This window comes from Polaribacter sp. IC066, assembly GCF_007997085.1.
In the GTDB taxonomy this organism is placed as follows: domain Bacteria; phylum Bacteroidota; class Bacteroidia; order Flavobacteriales; family Flavobacteriaceae; genus Polaribacter.
Map to the genome: position 1 here is coordinate 47726 of NZ_VORR01000028.1, position 7469 is coordinate 55194.

The window sequence follows — 7469 nt, forward strand, 5'->3', positions numbered from 1 at the left end:
TTTAACTTACTTTTTAATTATTTTTATGAAAAACATACTCCCCTTTTTACTCGTATTTTTAGTTTTTACTTCTTATTCACAAGATATTTTTGAGAATCTTAAAGTCCAAAATTATAAAAATTTAGAGACCATACTTCAAAATAAAGGAGCAACAGCCCAATTTAATGAAAAAGGCCTTACTCCTCTTTGGCTCGCTGTTTATAAAAATGATACAATTGCATTAAAATTGCTCTTAAAATACGGAGCAGATATTAATTTGCTTGAGAAAAAAGGGATGCATCCTATTATGGTTGGTTGTATCGCAAATTCTTACGAAAGTGTTCAAATTTTATTAGAGAATGGTGTCGATGTCAACTGGAAATCAAAAGATTCTAATAATCAGCAACCCATTCGGTTTGCTTCTCAAGGAGGTTCTTTAAAGTTAGTGAAGTTATTACTACAATATGGTGCAGATATGGAATCTAAACCGAATGATAAAGCGACACCGTTACTTGCCGCATTGCACGCTAAAAAGTATGATATTGCCAAGTTCTACTTTTTAAATGGTGCAAAAGTAGATATTGTTGGTAGAGATAGAGAATGTATACTGCATGAAGCTATCAAAACTAAAAATATTGACATGGTAAAATTAGCATTGCACTATAATGCACCATTAAATTTAAAAGACTCTAGAGGAATGACAACTTGGGAAATTGCTAAAAAAAGTAAAAACTCTGAAATTAAATATTTAATTAAAAAAGCCCTGAAAAATTAATAATTTCACTTTTATGATACCCATAAAAATAATGCACAAACAGCAATATTACTGTTACATGAGTCTTGTTTATAGCCTTTATTAATTTTAATAAAGTAGTTCTATTATGAATACACTTATGAGAATATGTCTTTAGTTATACGCTGCTCTTTATTTTAAGATAGCGGGCATACGCTTGCAGTATTTAACCTGTACATTAGTAGCAATATTAAAATAATTACAGGTTTATGAATACAACATATTTGAATACAAAGTCAAAAGGAATAACCAAAACAGTCGCTGAATTTTCTAAAAAGGATGATCAGAGTAACAAACAATTCAGTGAGTTTATCAAAGAACAAATGGTGGCGCATAAAAAAGAAGGAATGGACGTATTCAAGTCTCCAAGACCCGGAGATGACCGAAATAAATTTTAAGCTTTTAACCAGAATAGGGAAAAAGAGTGCATTACAAAAAAATTAAAGGCTATTTAGATTCTCTAAATAGCCTTTTATTCGTTTGTGGAAAAAAACAGTACCACCCGATCAATGGCAAACCTAAAATGCAGTGCTTGTCACTTTTTAATAATTAAGGGAACTGGCTTTTAAACTGATGTACCCTCCAATAGAAACCGCCTTTGTATATGTTTGAGTAGGGTTTCTTCACTCAAAATCTTAAGGATATCCCCTCGCTTTATAAAACTTTGCATGTTTACCAAATTTAGCCACTATTTTACCCATACCTATTTCTGAATTTAATGGGGCAATTGCATCGTATCTAATTTTATTTTCAGCAGCATTTAAATAAAAAGCAATAGCCCGATATTAAAAACAACATACATAACCTTAACTCCGCAGGTCTCAATTCAAAAGAAACGGAAAGTCCTGTAAAAATAGTAGTTACAAGACTTTTCCATCTCAATAATTTTCACCAACTTGGGTGAAAACCCTGACAGGTGAAAATTACAACAACTACAGAAAATATTAGTGCTTACGGCGGATTAAATTTTATATCCGAAATATTTAATAATCTTGAATTCTCTTCATTGATTGAAAAGCATCTCGGACAGAGACCTTTACAGTCAAAATTCAGTTATTCAGATGTGATAAAAAACCTTTGGATGCTTTTTTTAGCAGGAGGAGATTGCGCCGAAGATATCCAAGAACATTTAAAGTCAGACTTTCTTCAGATTCCAAATTTAAAAGTTTGCTCACCTGATACTATTGGTCATGTTTTAAAAAATTTAGCACAGTCAAAAGAAGTTCATATCAGTAATTCGGGTATCGAACATCAGTTTAGTACTCACAAAAAACTGAATGCTTTAAACCTAGATATGCTACTTAAAACAAGGGTTTTAGAGGTTAATAAATACTATGATTTTGATTTTGATCATCAGTTTATTCCCTGTGAAAAATATGACTCAAAAAAAAGTTATAAAATGAAGCGGGGCTATTTCCCTGGAGTTTCTACCATTGGAAAACACATTATTCATATCGAAAACAGAAATGGGAATACGAACGTGAAATATAAGCAAGCCGACACTTTAAAAAATGTCTATTCTTTGCTAGAAACCAAGAAGGTAAAAATAAATAGAAGCAGAATGGACTGCGGCTCTTTCAGTAAAGAAATTATTGATGTGGCTGAGCAATACAGTGAAATTATTTACATAAGAGCGCAACGCTGCGCAGAACTCTCTAGTCAAATTAGAGCGGTAAAAAACTGGAAAATTGTACGTATAGGTCTCTTTGATGTTGAAGTTTGCAGTGTAAACTATACACCTTTTAAAGGCGATAAAAACTATCGTTATGTAGTAAGTCGTGAGCGCAATAAAACAGGACAGACTGATTTAGAATTTCAAGATAATTTCATCTATAGAGCTATTTTAACCACAGATACCGACTCTTCAGACCAGCAGGTTATCGAATATTACAACTTAAGAGGTGCTGCTGAAAAGATTTTTGATGAAATGAATAATGATTTTGGTTGGAAAAAGCTACCCTTTTCATTTTTAGAACAAAATACCGTATTTATGCTAGTTATGGCAATGTGCAGAAATTTCTTCTTGCATTTGTTGACTGTTTTTTCAGAAAAAGTGTCTTTTGTAAAAACAACCTACAGACTAAAAAAGTTCATTTTCAGATTTGTAGTTGTTCCATTTAAATGGATATATCATTCAAGACAAAACATCCTGAAATTGTATACGAAAAAAGAGTATCCTCTGATAGTTTAAGCGCTAAATTTCTTGATAAAGTAAATCATTTAGGATAATTACGTCTACTATAAAAATATAACTTACTTAAAATGTGATTATTAAGTGTTTTGTCCTTTTGACTTCTTCTCAAAAATGAAATTTCAATGATTGAAATCTGCAATAGAAAATAAAAGTAAAAAATAAGTAAAAATGAACGTTTAAATAGCAATAAAGTGAAAAGTTGCATCATTCTAAATACAATTAAAATGAAATCAAATATCCTAATATCTTACTTGCGGATTTAAGGCACAATAGTATACCATGCGATAATACCTTGATTACTCCCTTTAAAAAAAAACGTATTCAACCAATTTTGGTTGCTATTTTAAAAAAGAAATTAATAAGGAATAGAAGCTACTTAATAGGTTTACCCCATCACAGCAAGAAAATATTTAAAAAAAATGCAAGGAATACAACAAGCTTCATTAGGAGCGCAAAAAGAACGGGGAGGAATGCATAAAAAGCGCGAAAAAACAGAAAACATTCGTTAAGAACACAGCAACCAACTTCAAAAAAGGAAAATCATCCTTAAAGAGACTACAATTCTTTTTTATGGAGTAAGAACAGACAGCATGCCAACAAAAAGAAGATTCTATTAAAAAGAACTTGTAAAACAAGGAACACTTCGTTAAAAAATACCAAAAAAAAGGAAAAAACCACGTAATCTGTAGCGCATGGCTCCATAATACGTGGTTCGTAAAAGCTACTAAAAGAGAATCCTTAATGCACATCACTTTTCAGCAATTCAGGAAACTTGCTTTTAAACTTATTTAATCTCGGAATAGAAACCGATTGTATATAGGATTGATTCGGATTTTTTCGTTCAAAATCTTGATGATATTCTTCTGCTTTATAAAACTTTGTATGTTTGGTAACTTCGGTCACTATTTTACCAGCATACACCTCTTTATTTAAGGCAGCAATTGCATTTTCTATCATTTTCTTTTCAGTCTCATTCGAATAAAAAGCAATAGAACGATATTGAGAACCATAATCTGGATGCTGTCCGTTTATCGTTGTAGGATCATGAGAACCGAAAAACACATCCACCAAAGTTTTAAAACTTACTTCTTTAGGATTGTAATACACAGCCACTGTTTCGGAATGACCTGTTTGTCCCGTTCCAATAGATTTATATGTTGGGTTTGTAGTTTGTCCGCCTGCATAACCAGAAACAGCCTCTTCTACTCCTGTAACACTTTCAAAAATAGCTTCTACACACCAAAAACAACCGCTTGCAAAATAAGCAATCTCTGTATTTTCTGTAGGCACATAATCGGCTTTCTCTTTTATATTTTCTTTCTTTTTAGAAAAACCCAAACAAGAAATTAGCATTAATGAAAAAGCAACAGTAAAAAATGATTTTATAAACTTCATATTATTATTTTGTTTTTTAAAATTAAAACTTGTAGCAAAATTAAACGATTAAAATTTAATTACAAATTTCCGAACTTTTAATCCGATTACAAAACTCGAATCCTTTTTTTTGTCGCAATAACATGCCATTTCATACAATTTGTTTACAACTTTAGCATTTTATTAAGAATCCATCTTGTAAAACAATTGGTAGATACTTATTTTTGTGCATCAATTTATCCGTTAAAGTTTGCCATTGAATGCTTTTAAAAGATTAATCTTTTCATGTATTCTTGACGCTGCTTGAAAACACTTAAAAAAATCAATCTAAATAAATGGAGCATTTTATAGTTTCTGCACGTAAATACCGTCCTCAAAATTTTGAAGATGTAGTTGGGCAACAAGCCATTACGAATACGTTAGATAATGCTATAAAAAACAACCATTTAGCCCAAGCTTTGCTATTTACAGGTCCACGAGGCGTTGGCAAAACTTCTTGTGCTAGAATTTTAGCAAAAAAGATAAATCAACAAGATGCAGCACTTGCAGAAGATGAAGATTTTGCATTTAATATTTTTGAGTTAGATGCAGCCTCTAATAATTCTGTAGATGATATTCGAAGCTTAACCGATCAAGTTCGCATTCCGCCACAAACCGGGCAGTATAAAGTCTATATTATTGATGAAGTTCACATGCTTTCTCAAGCGGCCTTTAATGCCTTTTTAAAAACTTTAGAAGAGCCACCAGCACACGCTATTTTTATTTTAGCAACCACAGAAAAACACAAAATAATTCCGACAATTTTATCGCGTTGTCAAATTTTTGATTTCAAAAGAATTGGTGTTTTAGATGCTAAAAATTATCTGAAAATAATTTGTGAAAAGGAAGGAATTACGGCAGAAGATGATGCATTGCATATTATTGCTCAAAAAGCAGATGGCGCCATGCGTGATGCACTTTCTATTTTTGACAGAGTCGTTAGTTTTTCTGGCAAAAGCTTAACGAGAGATGCCGTAACAGAAAACTTGAACGTATTAGATTATGATACGTATTTTAATATGACCGATTTGTTGATAGAAAACAAAATTCCGGAGGTATTAAATGCATTCAATATCGTTTTAGGTAAAGGTTTTGAGGGGCATCATTTTATAAACGGATTAGCAAGCCATTTTAGAGATTTACTGGTTGCTAAAGACAAAATAACGTTAGAGTTGCTAGAAGTTGGTGATACTGCTAAAAAGAAATATTTAACACAATCTGTAAAAGCAAGTATTCCTTTTTTAATGCAAGCCATTAACAAAGCAAATGATTGCGATTTAAATTATAGAGTTAGCAAAAATCAGCGACTGCTGGTCGAGTTAACGTTAATGCAGATTGCCTCTATCACTTTTGATGGAGAAAAAAAAAAACCAGCTAACTACATAATTCCTGCTACATTTTTTCAAGCACTTTCTCCTGCTCCTAAACAAGTTATACAACCTGTTCAACAAAAAGTAGAAACTCTGCCAACTAAAAAAGTCGAAGCAATAAAACCCAAACCAGAAAAACCTGTTTTAGTGTCTGCTCAAAGACTTACATCATCACTTTCTTTAAAAAGTATTCATCAAAAGAAGGTTGTAAAAAAACTTGCTGTTGAAGAGAACTTCGACAATCATCCTAAAGACGTTTTTACAGAAAAACAATTGCAAGATCTTTGGAAAGCATACGTGGCATTGCTTCAAAAAAATGGAGAAAGAAGTATGGCTTCTATCGTAGCAACAGATGTGCCTAGATTAGCCGCAGATTTTAATGTTTCTTTTACCGTACCTAATAAATTAATGGAAGAACAGTTTAAAAGAGGAAGACCCAAATTGTTAAATTTTTTACGAGATCAATTAAATAATTACGGAATTAGCATTTTGGTAAAATTAAATGAAACTGTAGAAAAAAAGTTTGCGTACACTCCGTTAGAAAAATTTAATAAGATGAAAGAAATGAATCCTTTATTAGAAAAATTACGGCAAACTTTTGAGTTAGATATGTAATACACTACTTTACAAATTCATCATCTATTCTATACGCTATCTTTATGAACTATTTTTTAGGTGTTGCTTTTATTTTAACAGTTTTATTTTTGATCCGTAATTTTAATAATAAAAGACGCTTAAAAAAATTTAAAGCACGTCTTTTTGATCAATGGGGAAAAGAAAAAAAGGACTCTTATTATAACTTTTTTAGTATTCGTAAATATTTTGACAATAATTTACACCAAGAAAAAGCCTACCATATAATCGCTGAAAAAAGTAAGGTCGATTTAGATATCGATGAACTCTTTAAATTCATAGACAGAACTTCTTCAAAAATAGGTCAGCAATATTTATACTTTAAATTACGAACGATTGGTTCTCTAAAAGAGCTATTAAAGTTTGATGAATTGGTAATGTTGTTTCAAAAAGAGAAAGAGTTAAGTATTTCTTGTCAGCTTTTAGTATCAAAATTAAATGCAACTAGCAATTATTATTTAGAAGAACTCATTAACGGGAAACAAATTGAAAAACCCAAAAACCTATGGTTTATTCAATTATTAACTGCGTTTTCTATTTTATCAATTCTTTTATCATTCTTCTTTCCTCTTTTTATATTATTTATTTTGCCTATTTTTTGTGTGAATTCGGTTTTCCATTACAAGAATAAAGGGAATGTAAATTATTATTTACAAGGTGTTAGTGAATTATCAAAAAGTTTAAAAGTTGCTAAAAAGTTATCTAAAATTGAGGCTATAAAAACCTACCACAAAGATGTTGCATTTATTAAAAAAATAAATGCTATTATGCTCAAAGTTGAATTTATTGGTTTCGAAAAAAACCTAAATAACGAGTGGGCATTCAGGGCAGAATCATACTTTTTTTGTGTTTAAATTATTTATTTAATTGATTTACAGTTGTTTAAGTTGTTAATTATTCGTATATTATGCTGATAATCAATAATTTAACTAAATGGAATCATCGAGTAATTTAAAGCACATTTTTGGTCAAATAGAAGATCATAGAAGCCATATAAACCGACTTCACAATTTAGTCGACATTCTTCTTATCGGAATAACTTCGGTCATTTGTGGGGCAGAAACTTGGGAGCAAATGGTTGTGTTTG

Annotated in this window: 7 protein-coding genes; 6 read left to right on the forward strand and 1 reads right to left on the reverse strand. The window is 31.0% G+C overall.

Annotated elements, in window-relative coordinates; genetic code table 11:
- Nucleotides 1-25: 25 nt before the first annotated feature.
- The 3 genes from ES044_RS10790 (at nucleotide 26) to ES044_RS10800 (ending at nucleotide 2963) form a co-directional block, all read left to right on the forward strand.
- On the forward strand, nucleotides 26-754 hold the full coding sequence (locus tag ES044_RS10790; RefSeq protein ID WP_147119822.1) for an ankyrin repeat domain-containing protein: 729 nt from the start codon (nucleotides 26-28) through the stop codon (nucleotides 752-754).
- Nucleotides 755-981: 227 nt separating this feature from the next.
- Nucleotides 982-1170, forward strand: a complete 189-nt coding sequence (locus ES044_RS10795; RefSeq protein WP_147119823.1) for a hypothetical protein — start codon at nucleotides 982-984, stop codon at nucleotides 1168-1170.
- Between the two features lie 518 nt (nucleotides 1171-1688).
- Complete coding sequence (locus ES044_RS10800) at nucleotides 1689-2963, forward strand: IS1380 family transposase (protein ID WP_147187109.1); 1275 nt, start codon at nucleotides 1689-1691, stop codon at nucleotides 2961-2963.
- A gap of 741 nt (nucleotides 2964-3704) precedes the next feature.
- Here ES044_RS10800 and msrA read toward each other — a convergent pair.
- Complete coding sequence (gene msrA / locus ES044_RS10805; protein ID WP_147187111.1) at nucleotides 3705-4361, reverse strand: peptide-methionine (S)-S-oxide reductase MsrA; 657 nt, start codon at nucleotides 4359-4361, stop codon at nucleotides 3705-3707.
- A gap of 314 nt (nucleotides 4362-4675) precedes the next feature.
- Here msrA and dnaX point away from each other — a divergent pair, with 314 nt between their 5' ends.
- The 3 genes from dnaX to ES044_RS19505 all read left to right on the forward strand — a co-directional run.
- A complete protein-coding gene (gene dnaX / locus ES044_RS10810; RefSeq protein ID WP_147187113.1) occupies nucleotides 4676-6364 on the forward strand; it encodes a DNA polymerase III subunit gamma/tau in 1689 nt (562 codons plus the stop codon).
- Between the two features lie 44 nt (nucleotides 6365-6408).
- Complete coding sequence (locus tag ES044_RS10815) at nucleotides 6409-7236, forward strand: hypothetical protein (protein ID WP_147187115.1); 828 nt, start codon at nucleotides 6409-6411, stop codon at nucleotides 7234-7236.
- 79 nt (nucleotides 7237-7315) lie between these two features.
- Nucleotides 7316-7469: transposase family protein (locus tag ES044_RS19505; protein ID WP_147187119.1), on the forward strand; the 154-nt coding region annotated here is incomplete at its 3' end.